At 67.8% G+C, this 17,813-nt stretch carries 14 protein-coding genes and 2 pseudogenes; 8 read left to right on the top strand and 8 right to left on the bottom strand.

Annotated features, from left to right (window positions below; translation table 11 throughout):
• Positions 1–122: 122 nt before the first annotated feature.
• Positions 123–548 (bottom strand): DUF6924 domain-containing protein, encoded by a 426-nt coding sequence (locus GA0070612_RS25470; protein WP_157742603.1) that lies wholly within the window; start codon positions 546–548, stop codon positions 123–125.
• Positions 549–839: 291 nt separating this feature from the next.
• Here GA0070612_RS25470 and GA0070612_RS25465 point away from each other — a divergent pair, with 291 nt between their 5' ends.
• From GA0070612_RS25465 to GA0070612_RS25455, 4 genes and pseudogenes are all read left to right on the top strand, one after another.
• The gene (locus tag GA0070612_RS25465; RefSeq protein WP_088990218.1) at positions 840–1,277 is read left to right on the top strand and encodes a hypothetical protein; all 438 of its coding nucleotides are present in this window, start codon (positions 840–842) and stop codon (positions 1,275–1,277) included.
• A gap of 96 nt (positions 1,278–1,373) precedes the next feature.
• Positions 1,374–1,847 carry a hypothetical protein gene (locus GA0070612_RS25460; protein ID WP_157742602.1) on the top strand — a complete coding sequence of 158 codons (474 nt, stop codon included), beginning with the start codon at positions 1,374–1,376 and terminating at the stop codon, positions 1,845–1,847.
• Between the two features lie 3 nt (positions 1,848–1,850).
• Positions 1,851–1,974 (top strand): annotated as a pseudogene (locus GA0070612_RS32695) (IS5 family transposase); the annotation flags it as partial.
• Positions 1,975–2,069: 95 nt separating this feature from the next.
• On the top strand, positions 2,070–2,495 hold the full coding sequence (locus GA0070612_RS25455; protein WP_157742601.1) for a DUF6210 family protein: 426 nt from the start codon (positions 2,070–2,072) through the stop codon (positions 2,493–2,495).
• Positions 2,496–2,712: 217 nt separating this feature from the next.
• Here the strand turns inward: GA0070612_RS25455 and GA0070612_RS25450 are convergent, their stop codons facing one another.
• The 3 genes from GA0070612_RS25450 to GA0070612_RS25440 form a co-directional block, all read right to left on the bottom strand.
• Entirely contained in the window at positions 2,713–3,108 is a 396-nt protein-coding gene (locus GA0070612_RS25450) for a VOC family protein (RefSeq protein ID WP_197699240.1), read from the bottom strand.
• Positions 3,109–3,209: 101 nt separating this feature from the next.
• Positions 3,210–4,052, bottom strand: a complete 843-nt coding sequence (locus GA0070612_RS25445) for a hypothetical protein (protein WP_157742600.1) — start codon at positions 4,050–4,052, stop codon at positions 3,210–3,212.
• A 77-nt stretch (positions 4,053–4,129) separates the two neighbouring features.
• Positions 4,130–4,414 carry a hypothetical protein gene (locus GA0070612_RS25440; RefSeq protein WP_088990214.1) on the bottom strand — a complete coding sequence of 95 codons (285 nt, stop codon included), beginning with the start codon at positions 4,412–4,414 and terminating at the stop codon, positions 4,130–4,132.
• A gap of 187 nt (positions 4,415–4,601) precedes the next feature.
• On the opposite strand from GA0070612_RS25440, the pseudogene GA0070612_RS25435 reads away from it, so the two are divergent.
• A pseudogene (locus GA0070612_RS25435) lies at positions 4,602–5,081 on the top strand (hypothetical protein); the annotation flags it as partial.
• Between the two features lie 453 nt (positions 5,082–5,534).
• On the opposite strand, the gene GA0070612_RS25425 reads toward GA0070612_RS25435, so the two are convergent.
• The 3 genes from GA0070612_RS25425 to GA0070612_RS25415 form a co-directional block, all read right to left on the bottom strand.
• Positions 5,535–7,025 carry a tannase/feruloyl esterase family alpha/beta hydrolase gene (locus GA0070612_RS25425; RefSeq protein ID WP_231924340.1) on the bottom strand — a complete coding sequence of 497 codons (1,491 nt, stop codon included), beginning with the start codon at positions 7,023–7,025 and terminating at the stop codon, positions 5,535–5,537.
• 392 nt (positions 7,026–7,417) lie between these two features.
• On the bottom strand, positions 7,418–8,416 hold the full coding sequence (locus GA0070612_RS25420; protein ID WP_088990212.1) for an SDR family NAD(P)-dependent oxidoreductase: 999 nt from the start codon (positions 8,414–8,416) through the stop codon (positions 7,418–7,420).
• 253 nt (positions 8,417–8,669) lie between these two features.
• Positions 8,670–9,125 carry an SRPBCC family protein gene (locus tag GA0070612_RS25415; RefSeq protein WP_088990211.1) on the bottom strand — a complete coding sequence of 152 codons (456 nt, stop codon included), beginning with the start codon at positions 9,123–9,125 and terminating at the stop codon, positions 8,670–8,672.
• 686 nt (positions 9,126–9,811) lie between these two features.
• Here GA0070612_RS25415 and GA0070612_RS25405 point away from each other — a divergent pair.
• Positions 9,812–12,544: a helix-turn-helix transcriptional regulator gene (locus GA0070612_RS25405; RefSeq protein ID WP_331716383.1), complete on the top strand. Its 2,733-nt coding sequence runs from the start codon at positions 9,812–9,814 to the stop codon at positions 12,542–12,544.
• A 70-nt stretch (positions 12,545–12,614) separates the two neighbouring features.
• Here the strand turns inward: GA0070612_RS25405 and GA0070612_RS25400 are convergent, their stop codons facing one another.
• Positions 12,615–14,378 (bottom strand): hypothetical protein, encoded by a 1,764-nt coding sequence (locus GA0070612_RS25400; protein WP_231924339.1) that lies wholly within the window; start codon positions 14,376–14,378, stop codon positions 12,615–12,617.
• 800 nt (positions 14,379–15,178) lie between these two features.
• On the opposite strand from GA0070612_RS25400, the gene GA0070612_RS25395 reads away from it, so the two are divergent.
• Together GA0070612_RS25395 and GA0070612_RS25390 are read left to right on the top strand one after the other, a co-directional pair.
• Positions 15,179–17,371, top strand: a complete 2,193-nt coding sequence (locus GA0070612_RS25395; protein ID WP_088990208.1) for an EAL domain-containing protein — start codon at positions 15,179–15,181, stop codon at positions 17,369–17,371.
• On the top strand, positions 17,368–17,694 hold the full coding sequence (locus tag GA0070612_RS25390; protein ID WP_088990207.1) for a hypothetical protein: 327 nt from the start codon (positions 17,368–17,370) through the stop codon (positions 17,692–17,694). The genes GA0070612_RS25395 and GA0070612_RS25390 overlap by 4 nt, the downstream gene beginning before the upstream one ends.
• Positions 17,695–17,813 lie beyond the last annotated feature (119 nt).

Here is a 17,813-nt window from a genome sequence, read left to right as displayed (position 1 = left end):
ACACACCGCCTGCGGCCGGACGAGCAGACCGAAGCTGAGCAAGATCCGGGTCGGTGGCGGCTTTGAAGGAATCTCGGGCATGGCAACGCGGATCGCGGCATGAGAGTGTCCCTGATCGTGAGTCAGAAGCCTCGGAACACACCATCCGCGCCCGCTGACGTCGCAAACTCGATGTAGTCCATATTCGCGAGCGACAGGTTGTTCTGGATCGCCTGCACCTGCCGTGGCAGCGCCCGGAACGGTCGCGCGTCCACCCTGGCGCTGAGGTTGATGACCAGCACGGGATGGTCTGACGTGGATACAGCGACAGCGTCGACCACGAACAGCGCCGGGTGCCGGTACTCGTGCGGGTAGCTCGGTGGGTAGCCGGCTACGATCGTCGCTTCGTCCAGGCCGTTCAACGCGCGGTCCTCAACGAAATCCACGTCCGCGCCGAAGCCCTCCTCGGTCGGTTGCGCGATCCACTCTCTGATTCGGTTCCAGACGGCGTCATCGGTGAAGTCCGCCCGTACCACCGGAACGCTCCACGTCCCCGGCAACTCTGCCACCGGCGCAGCGTAACCGCCGAGACAGGCCCCGGCCTACCGGTCTACAGGTCACGCGGCGGGACAGCCTGCCGCCCTCAGCTGATGGCCAGCGTTCGCCGGCAGCCGCTGGTAGCGGCTAGCGGCAAATCCGTGCGCCGCGTTGGATTCTTGATCGCGGCGGTGGCCGAGGCACGCCATGATGGTATGGCCATGGCTGAGGATGAACTGAGTGCCGTGCGGCGGCGGCTTCCACGAGGGACGCGAGTCCGAGGACGGGTGAGCGGATACCCGGCCGGTGTGGGACGGGCGGGCATGGGCGTCGACATCGGCGATCCGGTTCCGGGCTGGGTTGATGTGCTGCAGTTGCCCAGGCAGCCTTCGCTATGGCCGCCCGTTGGGCGTAGCGGCTTCTTCGAGGTGCTCCAGCACCGCGGGCACGAGGTACGACTGTTTCCGCTCGATGCAGGTATGCGCGATCGGGGCAGCCGCGTCCAGCGGTGTACCGGTCCGGAATGGGCGGAGCTCACCCGCCGCTGGCCCGTGGGTGCCCGTATCGACGCGAGAGTCGAGTACATCTTTCCTGGCAACCGGGAGTACAGCGTCCGGTTCGGCGACTGGCGTGAGGTGGTCGAATACGAGGGCCGGCCGCCAGACTCGGGAACCCAGGTGAAGCTCATGGTCGAGAGGCAGTCGGAATGGACACGCTCGCTGATTCTTCGGCCTTGCGACATGCCTGGTCAGGGCAATTGATCGGGCTTTACGCAAACAGCGTTATGGACTCGACCACGCCAGCGCGCACTACGCGGCGTGAGCGGACGCCGGGCGACGCTGGCTATGATCCGCGCCGTGCAACTCCCAGACGTCATCCCGATCAAGTACGAGCCCGACTACCGTACCGGCCGCATCGGACGGCATGCGGGCGGACAGTTCTTCGCTGACATTACCGGCGCCTACCAGGAAGGCGTCAGGCCAGGTCACGACCGGTGGAACCAGCAGCGGATCTACGCGGTGCTCCATCTCTTCGACGACAGCGGGCACCACACTGGCTCGAACCTCCGGTTCACCGGCTTCAGGGGCGACAGCCCCGCAGCCGTGGAGGCCGCCGAGCAGGTCTTGTCGGACTGGCTGGCCGGCCTCGATGCGGTCACGAACTGCAATATCGCCATCCGACCCTTCCGCGTCGACTTCGACACCGTCGTCTTCGGCCTCATCGATGAGACCACCGACGACCCAGACGAGGGCCATGGCAGGCCATGGGCCGAGCTCTACCCGCAGGGACTTGGGTTCCACGAGCCGTGGAACGGCGAATACGACACCTAGCGGCGTCGCGCGGTCGAGTGCGGCATCATCCGGCTCAGGCGCAACCGCGCCGTGGCCACCCGCTTCGACAAGCTCGCCGTCCGCTACGAGGCCACGACACCTCGCCGCCATCAACGAATGGCTATGACCCACTTGGCGCAGGCTCCGGCCCTGTCTCATGGCGTGTTCCGTCCGTTTGGAATGTCGTTCGGCGTACGGCCTGTTACCAGGAAGACTGGCACCATGAGCTCTCGACGGTTCGTCTTCCTGGACCCTGACGGGATGGCCGGTGGGTGGCTTTACGTGGTCGTAGAGGCCCAGACTGGTGTGTTCTACCAGCAGCAGTACGGCGGCACGGCGTGTCGACAGGGGCAGGTGGAGGGCTTCCTCGTTCCGATGGCAGGCGCCGACGCGGTGACCGCACTTCGCCAATTGTTCGAGAAGGACTTCCGTGGCGCCGGTACGTGGAACTATCCATGGCCGAACGAGGAGCGGAACAGGCTCCGCCAGATCATCGGCGGCATCTCTTACTGGGCGTGTGATGGACGCCGCGAGGAGCCACACGCCCTGCGACTGGACGAGAGCCGGATCCGCGAGGCCGACGAGGCATGGATACCGGTGCTCACTCCGGACGGCCCCGGTGTACTCGTCTGGTTCAACTCGGACTAAACGGGGCGTGCCAACCGACTTCGACACAGGCCCCAGACCGGGCTCGCACCGGTCCGCCGACCGCTCGTGAGCTGCCGGCCCTCCGCTACGGTTGGCACCAGCGCTGGCTCCTCAGCCGCGTCGGTCGATCGGGAAAGCACGCCCACGGTCACCGCGCCTTGTCAGCAGCGAATCAGGACGTCTGACCTGGGCGCCTCGACTGGCAACTGCGGCGACGTCAGGCGGATCCGAGGAGGTCCCACCGGTTGCCGGCGATGTCGAGGAAGACCGCGACCCGGCCGTAGGGCTCGGCTCGTGGCTCCCGGACGAAGGTGACACCGGCCTCGGCCATCCGTCGGTAAGCGGCGTCGAAGTCGTCGGCTCGGAGGAAGAACCCGACTCGGCCGGCTACCTGGTTACCGGTTGCGGCACGTTGGTGTTCTCCGTCGGCGCGAGCGAGGAGAATGCCGGTCTGGGCCCCCGGCGGCCGGACGACGACCCACCGCTTGGGCCGTCCGTCAGTGGTCAGCGATGGGGAATCCTCGACGAGATCGAAGCCGAGTACGTCGGTGAAGAACGCGATCGCGGGGTCGTACTCGTCAACGATCAGGGCAACCAGGTCGATCTGCACCACGGCAGGGTACGCAGGGTCCGTCGTGCTCGCCGCCGCGACAACCTGTCATCGGTAGATGTGCGCGCTCGCCATTCAGAAGTCACCGCTGAAGGGTGCCAAGCTCAGCCCCTCTGGCTGTGGGTCGTGCTGAGCCTCGCGCAGGCCAGCACGGTCAAGGCAGCTCCGAGCAACAGCGCCGCGACGGCGACGGCGGTCTCGACGTCGGGCCCGGTCTCGACGGTCACGGACACATTGACGCCCGCCTGGTAGAAGGCGTCGCTGCCGCGCGGCTCCGGCCGACTCCGCCAGGCATCGTCCACCGCGAGCCAGGCCACCGCGGCTAGCAGCGTGGCACCCATTGCGACGATCGGGGCGGTGCCATGGCGCCGGACCGAGCGGCTCACGACCCAGACATACCCCCCGAGTACGAGCAACGCCGCAACGGCCACATTGGTGAACGAGCCGAGCAGGGCGGTCAGCCCCGACGGGAGGAGGGCGACGAATACCAGGGTGACCAGCGTGAGCACGCCCACAGCCGGCGCGGCCCGGCCGATCCGACGCAGCCGATCCCGCGGCAACCGCCCGATAGCGACGCCGAGGCAGGCGCAGGCCAGGATCAGACAGCTTGCCACGGCTAGCTGTCGCAAGAACTGCGTCCGCTGCCGTGCGGGGTCGGTCACCAGCGCGACCAGCTCGCTCGGGCTCGGTGGGGCGTCGCCGAATGGCGAAGCCGCCCATGCCCACATCTCGACGACGCCCGCGACGGTGAGTAGGAGCAGGCCACCCTGAAGCAGCAGACGCGTCGACCAGGACACGGCGGGACCGGTCACCGCGGGGTGGACGGCGAGGACGCCCAGCACGACGACGCCGCCGGCCCCGGTCGCCCAGGGGGACCCGAACAGTGCGCCCACGACTGCGAGCAGCGCGGCCCCGAGGAGCAGCAGAAGCTGCTTCGCTGAAGGCATCCACACAGCGTATAGAGGCGGACCCTAGGACTTAGCGCCCGCACCTGGGACCGAGTCGATCTTTGAGAATGCCGGCCCTAGCGGTAGCTGGTCGAAAGCGCTGACATCGGCATGAGCGCGCACCACGTCGGATCGTGGAGAGTTGCGCGTGACGTGCGGGTTCCACCGGCGTGGATCGAGGCACGGGTGCGGCCGTTCGGGGGGCGATGGGATTTGATGCGTGTGACCGGGTGGGGGTTGATGCGGTGGACGGTGCGGATGCCGTCGTCGCACTCGATCGCCAGCGCGGTGTCCGAGACGGTGATGGTGACGGTCTTGCCGGCATGAACGCGGCCGAGGGTGACGTCCTGCCAGGCGACCATGACCGCACCGTTGTTGGAGGCGCTGGCAGCGGACCATCTTCCGATGTCCGAGACATGCGCGGACCAGCCAGGACGGAGCGCCCAGAACGTGCAAGCGAGGGATCGCTCGCGGTGGAGGTGCCAAGACGCAAGCGCATGGTGGCGCAATAGGGCTGCGTCCCAGTCGCGGTTCAGTCAGCATGACGGGGTGCCTGACCTTGTGTGGGACGACGCCAAGAACTTCTTCGACCCGGACCTGATGGGTGCGTTGCCAGACGTGCGTGTCGAAGATGCGTCGGTGGAGGACTGGCAGGCGGTCTTTGACCTGGTCCAGACGCAGGGCTGGAAGTGGGAGTACTCCGTCGGTAACGACCTCGTACCACTTCCCTCAGCAGCCGAAGTGCTGGCGCGACCTGTCGGCGCTGAGCTGCCGATCTTTCGGGTGTGGCCGGTCGCCGGCGTCCTGGTCAACTTCTGGCCATATTCGGCGGTCGAGATCGACTTCGATATCGACGTGAGGGAACTGCAAGGTCAGCAGCGACTGGACATGCTGTGCGAGTTCTTTGCGGCGATCGGGCGCAGGCTGGGCAAGCCGGTCCTGATGGCTCCCGAGGGCGACTACCTGCATCCGGTGCTCGGCTTCGATGTGGAAGCCGACCATGTCGTGTTGCTGGGTGACCCACGGTTGCCCGGCGAGGGCGGGGTGAACGGGGTGACGCATGGATCACCGTCGACCGGAGAATCAGCGTCGAGTCGCCACCCGAGCCCTTCGTAGAAGGATTCGGCGCGGTCGACGTCGGTAGCCGGCAGCACGGTCACCTCGAAATGGAACGTGATCGCGGAAGTGGTCATGCGAAACACCTAGCGCACCGGGGACTGACCCCGACACCGTCCCTGGTGTGGGCCCCGGGTACGGGTTGGTGCCCCGGACGCCTGACTCGCCGCGGCGCACGCTCGTAGGTTCGAGTCGATGGTGCCGTTCCGGATGCGAAATGGTGAACCGCACCTTTGCTCAACAGCGAATCTGCAGTGGCGGCCCCGGATGTCGATCCGGGGCCGCCGTGTTGACGCGGTTCAGGTCAGGTCGCCACGGGGCGGAACTTCGCCGCCTCGTTGGTGTAGTCGTGGTTGGTTTGGTGGGTCACCGAGGGTAGTGGTGGATGTTGCTGGTGGTCTTGCCGTCCACGGACGTGACGGGGAGAGTCGCCGGGGCGTGGCCCTTCTCGACCCAGTTGACCAGAGCGTCGAGGTCGGCGCCTGGGTTGACCAGCGGACCGGTGCTGAACAGCGGCGTCCCGCAGTGGTCCACGCCGGGCAGCAAGAAGACGCGGTAGAAGTTGTTGACGCGCTTGTTGCCGCCGAGGGTGGCGTTGACGTGCTTGCGGTAGTCGACGGTGCCCTGGGTCGGGATGAGCTGGTCTGACTGGCCGTGCCAGGTGAGCAGCTTGCCGCCAGCCTTGGCGAACCTCGACAGGTTCGGGTTGTTGTTGGCGATGATGCTGTCGTACTGCTTGGTCGCCGAGGTGAAGAGCTGCGTGAACGTCTGGTAGGTCAGCTTGGTGCTGTCGAACGACGGGTTCTTCGTCACGAAGTACTTGGCCCACTGGTCGGGCACCTGGAAGGGCGCGCCGGGGTTGGCGATGTAGTTGAACGCGGAGCCCTTGTTCTGGCCGTACCAGAGCTTCTTGCCGGATGGTGAGACCGGGCCGGCCCAGATCTTGTTGACCGCGTCGGCGACCGCCTTGGTGATGGTGATTTCCTTGCCTTCGCAGACGACCCTCGTGCCGACCAGGCGGCGGGCGTCCCACGTGCAGTCCTGCGGATTGTCGATGACGCCGTCCTTGACGCCGTCGAGGGTGTCGCAGGCCGCGACCGCCGCGGTGTTGAAGGCGGCCAGTTCGCACTGCGAGGGAGCGACCTTCTCTTCGTTGTAGACGGCCTGCGACCACAGTGTGGCGATCTCGAATCGGTTCCACTCGATGGCCGGCGCGTTGGCCAGGATGCCCTGGAAGTCCGTCGGGTAGTTCTGTGCCTCCGCGTAGCCTTGGCGGCCGCCGGTCGAACAGCCGGTGAAGTAGGAGTACCTGACCGTGCGGTGGTAGAACTTGTTGGCCACGTCCTTGCCGATGACCGCCATGTCGTGCACCGAGCGGGAGGCGAAGTTGGTGAGCAGGCCGGTGTTGATCTCTCCGTCGGGGGTGAGCCCCCAACTGGCGTCGAGACCGGTCTTGACGCCAGCGTCGGTGGCCGCGCCCACGTATCCGCCCTTGACCGCGCTGATCAGCGGGACGCTCAGATCGCTGAGGTCGCCGGCGGAGTAGGCGCTGCCGCCGGTGGCCTGGAAACGTCCGTTCCAGTTCCTTGCATCCTGAGGGAGCGACACCTTGATGGTGACGGTGTCGTTTGCGCCCGGGTGGGTCACCACGACGTTGATGTCGCACCAGGCAGGCACGGCGTTGATCGGCGGATTCTGCGGAAGCCCCGGGGTGGAGGGGAACGTGAAGTCGCCGCCGGCCTTGGCGACAGCCTTGACCGACACCACTGCGGTGCCAGGCGGCGCGGAGACCGGAACGGCGGCGCAGGTGGTGGCGGCGGTCGTACCGCCGTCGCGGGTGGCGGCGTTCACAGCCACGGGCGTGAGGGAGGCCGCTAGCGGGACCGCTGCGGCCATCAGAATCATCAAGCGTCGCTTCATACCCTTACCCTCACCGAATCGGGGCGACGTGACCCCAGGGTGGGGCACTGGTGTGCGCCCTGGTCCAGGACCCGGGCACGCCCGGGCTTGTTGCACCCGCGGCACGGCCGGCTTCGCCGTGGCCGGGCGGCTTGCCGACCCGGTCCACCGGCTCTGGAGCATCTGTGTCCGCTAAGCGCGACCGGTCGACGTAGCCTTCGACCGGCGTCCGCAGCCCGGTCGCGCGAATCAGTCTGGTCATGGTCACCAGCTGACCTCGGGCAGGTAGCAGTGGCGAAACCAACCCGCCGCGATCCGGCGGGCTGGCGAACGCCGGTCTCGGTCGATTACTACAGGAAGTGGACGCCCGTCAGTTCCTCGCTGAGTGTCCACAAGTGCTTGGCCTGCGCCGGGTCGATCGCGTGTGGCGCGGCTCCCGAGAGGTCGTTGAAGCCGCCGAGGTTCGCGGTGTCGGCGTCGGTGTCGCGGGCGATCTCGGCGATGTCGCAGTTCTCGCAGTAGACGCCACCCATGCCGGCGAGCTGTGGGCTCGTGGCGCACCAGACCGGAGTTGCGGCACCCTGTTCGGGGGTCTTGAGCTGCTTGCTCGGGTCGAGGATCGGGTTGCCGTCGGGGTTGGTCATACCGGCCGCCGCCAGCTGCTCGATCGTCAGATACTGCTTCAGTCCGGTGGCGACGATGCTGCCGGGGTGGGCGGCGAAGGCGCGTACGCAATCTGCCTGTCCACGCCGGTCGAGTTCGACCGCGAACAGCGACATGGCCGTCTTGGACTGGCCGTACGCGGCCCAGGGGTCGTACTCGCGGTGCGTGAAGTTCGGGTCGTCGAACACGACGGGCGAGTGACGGTGTCCGAGCGAGGTGAGGGTCACGACGCGGGCGCCCCCTGCGGCCCGCAGAGCTGTCCACAACCGGGCCGTGAGCTGGAAGTGACCGAGATAGTTGATCGACAGCTGGAGTTCGTTGCCGCGCGAGTCACGCCCGAACGGGGCGGCCATGATCCCCGCCGAGGCGACCAGGATGTGCGCGGGTCGGCCGGAGTCGACGAAGTCCTTTGCCACTCTGTCGACCGAGGCCGGGTCGCTGAGGTCCATCACCGCGTATTCCGCGGACGCTGCCGCCAACGCGGCCCGGGCATTGGCGACATCGCGGTCGAGGACCACCACGTGGGCTCCCGCGGAGCTCAACGCCAGCGCGGTCTGTAGTCCCAGTCCGGAGTTGGCGCCGGTCACGATCGCGGTCTTGCCGGTCAGGTCGACCGAGGCCAGGACGTCCTGGGTTGTGGAGGCCGCGGTGAATCCCGAGTTGATGGGGCGCTGTGCCGTTGTCACTGTGTCATTCCTTTCCGTGCTCCCCGAGGGGCGCAGATCTTGATAGGCACGCCGATCCGCAGGGTCGTGTCCGAGCAACGTGTCTGGTCCCTCGAGGGCACCCGGGTCAATTGACGCCCGGTGCCGGGGTGGTCCAGCAACCGGGGGAGGAGCAGGTCATCCCTGGTGTCGGCGGACGCCCGACCCATCAGGCGTACACCGTCGGTCGGCCCGGGGGTGCGGCCGTGCCGCGCCCGCAGCGCCGAGCGTGCGGTCAACCACCGATGGCGGTGCTGCGGGTCTCGATGGCTCTGAGCGTGTTCTTCAACGCCTTACCCAGCACGCCCTTGCCGACCGAGCCCAGCACAGCGCCGGTCAAGCGGCCTTTGACGTTCTTGCCCTCGCGGACCACCACGACGTCCAGGACCGTCGTCCCGTCCGGCTGCGGCCGCAGCGTGTAGGTGTGACCCGACCGGCCGCCCCAGATGTTGGAGTCGGTCGTCGTCATGGTGACACGGCGGGGGTTCGACCAGTCGTAGCGCAGCCGCTCCCAGATACCGCCCGAGCCTTCCGTGACGTCAGCCCAGCCGGGACCCTGGCCATGCACCTTCAGATATTCGCCGGCGCTGTTGCCGAAAACCTCCGAGCGGCCCGGCCCGAAATCGGTGAGCGCCGCAAGAACCTGCTCCGGCGTCGCGGTTGTCGCCTCAACAAAATGGATCACGGACATCGCCTTCTCCTGGATCTCCCGACTGACGTCCTCACAGACTGTCCGACCGCGGAGCCCGGCGAGCCCGTGTCATACCCTGGTTCTCCGCCTCGACCCACTGGTTGACGCCCCGTGAGTCGCCCCGGGGATGATCGCGAGCGCGCTGTCTGCTCGGCCGGCGGGTGACCGCCTGCGCGTCGGCTTCCGCACTGTGCCGCGCGTGTGGGTGGGGTTGAGCCCGGGGGTTCAGGGGCGGATGTGATCGTTCGTCCCGGGGCGTCCGGTTCCGCGACCGCCGTCGGTGTTGCCATCGTCGGCAGCCTGCTGACCGGCGACCTCACCGACCGACTGCACGACCCGCCGGTCAGCGGCACCGTCGACCCGGCCGGGCCGGAGACGATCGCCCTGCTGCCACCTGCGGTCCGGGAATCCGTGCTCGACGCCTTCGCGCACGCGACCGGCACCGGCTTCCTCGGGCCCACTCCGCACGTGGTTGCCGGAACAATGCTCGCCCTGCTGCTTCAAGCCGGGCCGCGACGACGCAGGGGCCGCACCGACCACCCGAGAGACGGCCCAGGACCCGGTGCTCACCGAGTGAGTACCCGTGTAACCCACCAGAGCGCCACGTCCCTGGATCGCACGTCGCATACTGACCGGCCCGCCCGCGACGTGCGTCAGCGTTGTAGTAATTTCGGCTGGGGGACAACGTGCCGAGTGACAACATGTGTTTCGGGCTGCTCGGCCGGCACCGTGAGCGCGACGTGCTCGATCGGCTGATGCGCGACGTCCGGGCCGGCCAGAGCGGTGTGCTGGTGCTGCGCGGCGAGGCCGGGGTGGGCAAGACTGCCCTGCTGGACTACCTGACCGAGCGGACGCCGACCGATCGCGTGGTGCGAGCCTCGGGTGTCGAGGCGGAGACCGACCTGGCGTACTCGGCGCTTCAGCTGCTGTGCGTTCCGCTGCTGAGACACCTGGATCGGCTCCCCGAACCGCAGCGGGACGCGCTTGCCACCGCGTTCGGCCTCCAGGTAGGTCGTCCGCCGGAAGGGCTGCTCGTCGGTCTCGCCGTGCTCGGCCTGCTGGCTGAGGCAGCGGCCGAGCAGCCTCTGGTCTGTGTCGTGGACGACGCGCAGTGGCTGGACCGGATGTCCGAGACCATCCTTACCTTCGTCGCCCGCCGTCTGGACGCGGAGTCGGTCGCGTTGCTCTTCGCCGTGCGTAGCCCCACCGATGAGCAACTACTCGGCGGCCTACCGGAGCTGCGGGTCGACGGCCTGCCCGACACGGACGCGCGTGCGTTGCTGGACTCGGTGCTACCGGGTCTGGTCGACACCCAGGTCCGGGATCGGATCATCGCCGAGACCCGCGGTAACCCGCTCGCGCTTGTTGAGCTGCCCCGCGGTCTGTCCCCGGCGGAGCTGGCGTTCGGATTCGGTGGGCGCAGCGGAACGCCGCTGGCCGGCCGGATGGAGGAGGGCTTCCAGCGGCGTATCGCGGCGCTGCCGGCCGACAGTCGGCGGCTGCTGCTGACCGCCGCGGTGGAGCCGGTCGGCGACGTGTCGCTGCTCTGGCGTGCCTTGGACCGGCTGGGTGTCGGTCCCGAGGCGGCGGTGCCGGTGGAGGCGGCCGGCCTGGTCGAGTTGGGCACCCGGGTACGGCTGCGCCACCCGCTGGTGCGCTCGGCGAGCCGGCGTGCGGCCCACCCCGCCGAACTGCGCGCGGTGCACCGGGCGCTGTCCGACGTCACCGACCCGCGGCAGGACCCGGACCGACGCGCCTGGCACCGGGCGCATGCCGCGGTGGGGCCGGACGAGGAGGTCGCCGATGAGCTGGAACGCTCGGCAGGCCGAGCGCTGGCCCGTGGCGGTCGGGCTGCGGCCGCGGCCTTCCTCGAACGGGCCGCCGAGCTCACCGCTGATCCCACGGTCCGCGGCCGGCGGCTCCTGGACGCGGCGCAGGCCCGATTCGCCGCCGGCGCCACCGACCAGGTAGCCAGCCTGCTGGCCGCCGCCGAGCTGAGCTCCCTGAACCCGGCTCAGCTCGCTGAGGTGCAGCGGCTGCGGGCCCGCGTCGCGTTCGCCCTGCATTCCGGCCGGGCGGCGGTTCCACCACTGCTCGAGGCCGCCCGTCGGCTGGAGGCGCTGGACCCGGCCGCGGCCCGGGAGACCTATCTTTCAGCGGTCGGCGCGGCTCTGAATGCCGGACGGTTCGGCGGCGACGACCTGCGGCTCATTGCTCAGGCCGCCCGGCGAGTGCCGGAGGGGGCGGAGCCGGCCGGCCTGCTTCTGGCGGCCTTCACCACGTGGAGCCTCGACGGGCAGGCCGCGGCCGTGCCGCTCTTCGCCCGGGCGCTGCACGCGGTCACCGTGGAGACCGACGTGGATCTGGCCTGGCTGGTCGGTCTGGTGCTGCACGAGGTGTGGGACGACGGTGCCTTTCTGACGCTCACCGAACAGGCCGTGAACTTCGCCCGGGAGACGGGGCGGTTGTCGCTGCTGCCCACCGCGCTGACGTTCCGGGCCACCGCGCTGATCTTCGCCGGGCGGTTCGCCGACGCGTCCGACCTGCTCGAGGAGGCCGAGGCCCTCGCGTACGCGGCAGGACCGTCGCCACACCCGGCCACCGCAGTCATCCTGGCGGCCTACCGGGGCCGGGAGGAGCCGGCCACCGAGCTGATCGACGCCTTGGCCAAGGAAGCCGGAACGGGCGGCATGGGCTGGTTGCTCAGCGTCGCCGGCTACAGCAGGGCAGTGCTGTTCAACGGGCTCGGCAACTACCCGGCCGCGCTGGACGCCGTGCGATGGGCGACCGAGCAGGACGACCTGGCCGTTCAGCAGTGGGCGCTCGGTGAGCTGGTCGAGGCCGCCGCACGCTCGGGTGCGCACGCCGTCGCGGCGCAGGCACGCGACCGTCTCGCCGAGCGGACCAGCCCGGCCGCGACGGATTGGGCGATCGGCACGCAGGCCCTCGCGGACGCGCTCGCCGGGCCGGACGAGGAAGCGGACGAACGCTACCGGACGGCGATTGACCGGCTCGCCGGCACCCAGCTTGGCCTGCAACTGGCCCGCGCCAGGCTGTTGTACGGGGAGTGGCTGCGCCGCTCGAACCGCCGTGTCGACGCCCGGGCCCAGCTGCGGTCGGCGTACGAGGCGTTTTCCACGATGGGGGCAGAGGCGTTCGCCCAACGGGCGGGCCGGGAACTGGCTGCCACCGGCGAGACGGTCCGCAAGCGGGCCGTGGGCGTACCGGAAGAGTTGACCCCGCAGGAGACGCAGATCGCCCGGCTCGGTGCGGCAGGCCGGACGAACCCGGAAATCGGCGCCGTGATGTTCCTCAGCCCGCGGACGGTCGAGTGGCACCTGCGGAAAATCTTCACCAAACTCGGCATCAGTTCCCGTCGTGAACTCGGCGCGGCAATCGACTACAGCCCACGTCAATGACGTCGCTGCGACCGAGGTGAGTAGCTGGCTGTCGCAGAACGATACTCGTATCCCGAGGACACGCTCGCCATCACTTCGTGTTGGCGTCGATGGTGTAGACCACGTCTGCTCCGACGTCGTGGCGGGTGATGCCGGGTACGTCGGGGATGTTGAGCAGTGGTTCGTATGGGGTGCCCAGGACCCGGTCGCGCAGCAGGACGACGCTGCGGATGCCGAGCCGGTGCAACTGATCCAAGGCAGCCTGGCTGGGGAAGGTCGTCATGACGTCGCGGATCGCCTGACGGTTGGGTGTGGTGTAGCTGGCCGCACCGTTGACCATGGTGGGGAAACCGTCGGTCGACCACAGCAGGACGTGGAGGTCGATGCCGTCGTTGGACGGCAACACCATGATCGGGGCGTGCGTGGAGGCTAGCGTCATCGCGGCCGGTTTGGCGGGGGTTGGGGGGTGGTCGAGGTTGGGCAGGCCCTCAGCTAGCACGAGGACCAGCAACGGAACGGTCAGTAGCCGTGCCGCGTCCACCGACCATGTCGGCTTGGCGTCCCTGCGAGCCACGTCGGCCAGGTGGGCGACCAGGCCGGCCGCGAGGATGGCCAGGCAGAGAGTGGGCCACAAGATCAACCGACCTGGTGTACGGGATCCATCGAACCCGGGCACGTAGAGATAGAGCAGGCGGTAGATCGGCCCGTTCGTGCCCAGGGCGAACAGCACTCCGACGACCGTCCCCAGCAGCAGCAGCAGCCGTTGCGTCGGTGACCAGCGGGATAGGAAGAGACCGGCGAAGGCCAGTAGGTACAGTGCGTACCCGCACAGCAGCACTTTCTCAGTCGATGCGCCACCAAGAGCGATGCGGGCGTCGTTGTGCAGGGTGCCCCAGGGCAGCGAGGACTGCGGAGCCACGAGAAGTCCGCGCAGGGTCGGGGAGAAGTACGCGACGTAGTCCCAGTCTCGCGTGACAGATGGGTTGAGCTCGCGGACCTGTTGGTACGCGTACGCGAAGTATCCGGTCACCGCGGCGAAGACCAGCCCGCCGGTCAGATCACTGACGATCAGTCGCGGGCTGAGGCGCGGGCGGTGGATCAGCCAGGCCGTCAGTGTGATCAGGCACAGGGCGGCGAGGACGTACACGAATCCCAGCCCCACGCCGAAGCCTAGGCTGACCTGCCAGGCCGCGACGAGCCAGCCGGCGAACGCCCATCCCGGCCGGACCCGTTCGGCAAGGTAGCCACGGGTGAACGAAAATCCGTGGCCGCGCGCCAGCATCGCCAGAGCCAGAGTGATGCCACCGGTGGACAGAATATTCAGATGGCCGGCGTGGCCGTAGCGCCAGGGTGCGTAGGCGAGGGCGGCCCCGGCCACCGCGGCGGCGACCTTGTTCGCGCCAAGTTGGCGCAGGAGCGCGTAGCCGCCGAGGAAGGCGAGCGCGAAGGCCAGCACGAACAGGATGTTGTAGCGCAGCACGGCACCGACTACACCGCTGCCTATCAGCCCTGCCGGGGCGTAGCCGAGCAGGCTGTCGTTCAGGGCCAGGCCGTACTTGTCGGGATAGAAAGCGTTGGTGTCCCACAGGCCGCGCAGACCGTGAGTGAGAGCGTGGCCATTCCATCCCACCAACCATGCTTGGGCCGTCGGGTCACCCGCGTCACCGACGATGGTGTGGGCCGGGTCGGCGATCGGCGCAGTCCTGGCGCCGGCAGTCGTCACGCGAAGCGCGTACGGCGGGATCAGCCAGATCATCGCGACAGCGAGGAGCACTGAACCGAGGCTCGCGATAATCAGTTCCCGCCGATGGGTCCCCCGTGTCAGCCAGTCCCTCGTGGCGTGACCGGCGCGCACGAGTCGGCCATTTTGTTCAGGCTCACTGCGAGTGGCGGATGATGTGGGGCCTCCTGCCGGTGGCTCTGCCTGCGTCATCACATTGACCCTCACTGTTGGACCGCCGCAGTAAATCATGAGCAGAGCGGTGCATAGAGTCAAGACCGACATCAATGGCGCCCAGATGGCCGGGCCTCACGCTGGCGTCTTGTCGCGTAGGAGTCGAAATCGGTGCAGCGACGCCTCTTCCCGCTGTCGAAACAGGACACGCCGGGGTTGTTGCAGGCCCTCGCCGGGGTTCCGGAACATCGGCAGCGGAGTAGGTCGTTGCGCACCGGCGGGTCCAGCGCCCCGAGGTACCGTGCTGTCTTGACCTCGACGGATCCCGTCAGCTCCAGAGCGTGCGGGTCGGCTGCCGCCGTGTCAGGCCATTGCGGGTGTGTTCCGACCAGCCATACGTCGCCCACGATGCCGGATCCACGACGCCAGCGTCATCGGCAGTGGGCCGAGACGCTGTTCCAGCCAGTGAAGGATCTCGTCGGCCCTGCGGGCCGGATGGTGCGCAGGGCTCCTGGAACGCTGACCTGCCGCCTCATCTGCGTTCTCGGGCCAGGCGGCGCGCCGACTCCCTGGTGCCGAGGGTCGACGCTCGCTGACTTCTTGCTGACCGACGCCCATTACCGCAGGGGCACTGTGGCAAGACGTGACGGAAATCTGACCTCCAGCTCAGGGCACCCAGTTCCCGACGTGGTCGGTAGGGTGACAGCTGGCATCCGTCTGAACTCACGTGGTAACCGCTGCGGGCCCGCTTTGGGGGGTTGATGGCACCGAGCAAGCGTTGGGCGGTCCTGATCGGAGTCGACCAGTGCGGCCGCGACGTCCAGTTGCCTCCCCTCCGGTTCGCCGAGAGCGATGCTCTCGCGCTGCGCGACGTGTTGTTGGACCAGGAGGTCGGCTCCTTCGACGGCGCGGTGAGGATGTTCCTCGGCACCGAGGCCACCTGGCGTGACATAAAGGTCTTCCTCCGCGATCTGGCTCTGCAGGCTGCACCGTCGGATGTCCTGTTCGTCTACTTTGCGGGCCACACTCTCGTCCCACAGTGGATGGACAATCTGGATGCATACCTGGTGACGGCAGACCTCGATCCGACGGTGCTTGCTCACGAACCAGACAACGGGTTGCGGATGTCTTTCCTCAAACGGGACATCTTCGACGCCTTCGCGGGGGCATCGTTTCTCGTGCTCGACTGTTGCCACGCGGGCATCTACGCCGACGCCGACCGCCGCAACGCCAAGGTGCTGCAGTCGTACGTCGAAGCGGTGGACCGGCCCAGGCACAATGCGCTGCTTGCCTGCCCGAGCGGATCGGTGACCCGGGAAAGCGTCGAGAACGGGCACGGCATGTTGACCTATCACGTGTTGCGGGCGCTGCGGGGTGAGGCCGGCGACGAGGCGGGACAGGTATCATTCGCGCAGATGGCCACGTACGTGTCCAGACAGGGGATGGATCCGCCGCCCGTGCACACGGCGCACGTCTACGGGGCCACCACGGTGCTGACGCATCGACCCATGTCGCGGCACGACCGGCAGGTCCTCAACAGCCCGGCGAACCCCGGGATCACGCGCCCTTGCCTCAATCCACTCGATGACCAGACGAGCTCGATCCGGCAACTGCTGGACCGCCTGTTCCGCGCCGACACGCGCTGGGCGCACCAATCCCACCAGGACAAACGCGACGGGCGCGTGGACCTCATCCGGTACGCGCTGGACGCGGAATCAGCGGCAGTGGTGGAGTTCACCGGTAGCAGTTTCGGCGTAGTCAACCAGACGGCACTGTTCGACAAGGATGTGCTGTCGCCAATGCTGGAGACTGCCGCCACCGACCGGATGAAACATCCGACTGCTACACCGGGATACGTCGTCTCGCACGGCATCAGTCGCCGCATGCTCTGCGTGCCACTTTCCTTTGCCGGCGACCGAACGCTCACCCTTGCCGTGGTCGACCCGGCTGCTGCTCAGTTGGACATGGGCGAACCGCTGGCTGTCATGCTCCGAGCGGTCTGGGATTCCGACCCGGCAGCCGATCCCCTGCAGTCGGAGATGACGGTCCTGACCGCCCTGCGCAGGTCCTGCGGGCGACTGCCGCTCAAGCTGTACGAAGACGCCTTCAGTCTCTATCAGCAGCTCATCAGATCGATGATCATGGTATTTCAGCCGGTCGTCGAGCTGGACCAGCGCGCGACCGGCGTGAGTGTCCAGAGCTTTGAGGCGCTGGCCCGCCGTAACGACGGCGAGCCGCGCGCACCCTGGTCGGCGCTGCGAATGGCCCATGACTGGGGCGACCGCTTCATCGTCGAACGCGATGCAATCCTCGTCACCAGGGCAATCCACTCCTACGCAGAGGCGGACGCTGCCTCCGGGTGGCAGGGCACCAAGCCGCTTTCGGTCAATGTTGCGGTCCGCTCGCTGCTCAGCGATGCATACCTCAGTCAGGTGAGCAAGGCGCTCGCTGAGGCGGGGTTGCACCCTCGGACCCTGACGCTGGAGATATCCGAGCAGGATCCGATCACGCCCGAGCCGGGAGAACTATGGCCGCAGGAGCCGCTGGTCTATTTCCACAACCGACTTACGGCGTTGGCCAAAAAGCTGCGGATCAGCTTCGCGGTTGACGACTTCGGAGTGGGCTACGCCTCGCTGGCGCGGATGGCCGAGCTGCCGCTAACCCAGATCAAGGTCGACCGGGCGATCCTGCACCACCCCATGGCGCTGGAGGAACTGACACTCGTTACGCAAATCGCCCGCTACGCCAGCGACCAAGGACATACTGGGCAACCCAGGACGGTCATCGTCGAGGGTTTCGACGATGACGCACCCGTCCGCCTCTACGACATCTTTCGGTTGGGCATTCATCACGTGCAGGGCTACTTCAGTGGCGCGACCGCCTCGCCCACCCTGTGCGGACTGGAGCCGGCCATCCAGGAGCGGATCGCCTCACTCGTGAGAGGGGAAAAGTGAACAGCGTCAAGCTGCTACTGCCGACGGAAGTGATAGAGGAGCTCGATCTGCCCTACGAGGGAGTTCGCGATGCCGGGGCGATCACCATGGCCATCGAGGGCGTCGCCGTGCTGGCAAACCTGGCCACCCTGGCAACGCTGCAGCCGCAGGCCGAGGCGCTGGTCACCGCGATACGCAACTGGCGCCTCCGAAACCGGGAAAAGTCGGCGGTGCTAACGGTTGAAGGAGCGACCATCAGCCTGCGGATCGAGCTGCCGCCCAACGTCGACCGGGCGACCCTGCTCCGGCAACTCGAACCACTGCTTGACGAGGAGAGTCGGTAGGGCCGCCATCAGCCGACGGAGGACGCGCCGGCCGCCGGCAATGCCTGGGCTCGCATGATGGTTGACGGATCGGCGTCGGAGGATTTTGACGCCGAGTCGAGATCGACAGGTTCGGCAGC

Origin of the sequence: Micromonospora chokoriensis, assembly GCF_900091505.1 — a bacterium.
GTDB lineage: Bacteria > Actinomycetota > Actinomycetes > Mycobacteriales > Micromonosporaceae > Micromonospora > Micromonospora chokoriensis.
The sequence above is the reverse complement of the archived record's forward strand: the minus strand, read 5'-3'. Positions and strand labels throughout refer to the sequence as shown.

Bases quoted from the DNA above. Each gene is read 5' to 3' on its own strand.
- GA0070612_RS25455 (WP_157742601.1), top strand. From the start codon at position 2,070: ATGAGCTCTCGACGGTTCGTCTTCCTGGACCCTGACGGGATGGCCGGT.
- GA0070612_RS25440 (WP_088990214.1), bottom strand. From the start codon at position 4,414: ATGGTCGCCTGGCAGGACGTCACCCTCGGCCGCGTTCATGCCGGCAAG.
- GA0070612_RS25415 (WP_088990211.1), bottom strand. From the start codon at position 9,125: ATGTCCGTGATCCATTTTGTTGAGGCGACAACCGCGACGCCGGAGCAG.
- GA0070612_RS25465 (WP_088990218.1), top strand. From the start codon at position 840: ATGGGCGTCGACATCGGCGATCCGGTTCCGGGCTGGGTTGATGTGCTG.
- GA0070612_RS25395 (WP_088990208.1), top strand. From the start codon at position 15,179: ATGGCACCGAGCAAGCGTTGGGCGGTCCTGATCGGAGTCGACCAGTGC.
- GA0070612_RS25445 (WP_157742600.1), bottom strand. From the start codon at position 4,052: ATGCCTTCAGCGAAGCAGCTTCTGCTGCTCCTCGGGGCCGCGCTGCTC.